The sequence below is a fragment of the Streptomyces sp. AC627_RSS907 genome, assembly GCF_019049165.1.
Window position 1 is genome coordinate 1 of record NZ_JAGMUE010000060.1, and the last position, 863, is coordinate 863.

General features: G+C 75.1%; 1 protein-coding gene and 1 pseudogene. One reads left to right on the forward strand and one right to left on the reverse strand.

What is annotated here, in order from left to right:
• On the reverse strand, nt 1–561 hold a 561-nt coding region (locus KUM32_RS15615), incomplete at its 3' end, for a threonine/serine dehydratase (protein ID WP_217142491.1).
• 167 nt (nt 562–728) lie between these two features.
• Here KUM32_RS15615 and KUM32_RS43485 point away from each other — a divergent pair.
• Nucleotides 729–863 (forward strand): annotated as a pseudogene (locus KUM32_RS43485) (MarR family transcriptional regulator); the annotation flags it as partial.

Consider the following 863-nt stretch of genomic DNA (forward strand, 5'->3'; position numbering starts at 1 on the left):
CTCCAGGCCCACCGTGCCCTGGCCGGCGATGATGTCGGGATGGTCGAAGGGGTGGATGAACACCGCGCCGCTCTCGCGGGCGTACTCCTGGGCCGCGCGCAGCGTCTCGTCCACCACGTCGCCGCACATCCGCACCTCGGCGCCGTAGTCCCGGGTCGCCGCGACCTTGGGCAGGGGCGCGCCCTCCGGCATGAACACGGTCGAGCGCACGCCGAGCAGCGACGCCGCGAGCGCGACGCCCTGCGCGTGGTTGCCGGCGCTGGCCGCGACCACGCCGGCGGACCGCTCGGCCGCCGAGAGGCCGGCGATGCGCACGTATCCGCCGCGCACCTTGAAGGAGCCGGTGCGTTGGAGGTTCTCGCACTTCAGGTGCGCCGGTGCGGCAAGGAGGTCGGTCAGGAACCGGCTGCCCTCCAGCGCGGTGACCCGGGCGACGCCGGACAGCGTCTGTTGCGCGGCGCGCACGGCCGCCAGCGTCACCGCGCCGGCCGCCTCCCGCGCGCCGTCGTCGCTGTCCCCCGGGTCCACGGGGTCAGCCCCGTCGTCAACGCGTGCAGCCATGGTGCCCAGTGTCGCAGCGTCGGCCCGATCCCGCCGGCGCCGGCCCGCCCCACCCGGCGCGGTGGGCCCGCTTCGCACTGCTTGACGCAGGGCAGGTACGGCGGGCGCCGGGGCCGCGTACTCTGTCCCCCATCCTTCAGACCACCGCACGAAGTGAGCCCCAGGCCATGCCCACCCATTCGGACATGACGACTGCGACTACGGCCCGGGGGACGACCCCCGGGCCGGCGCCGGAGGAGACCGGCGTCCTCGACTCTCTCCAACACCAGGTGGCGGTCTTCGCCCGACGCGCGGAGCAGACC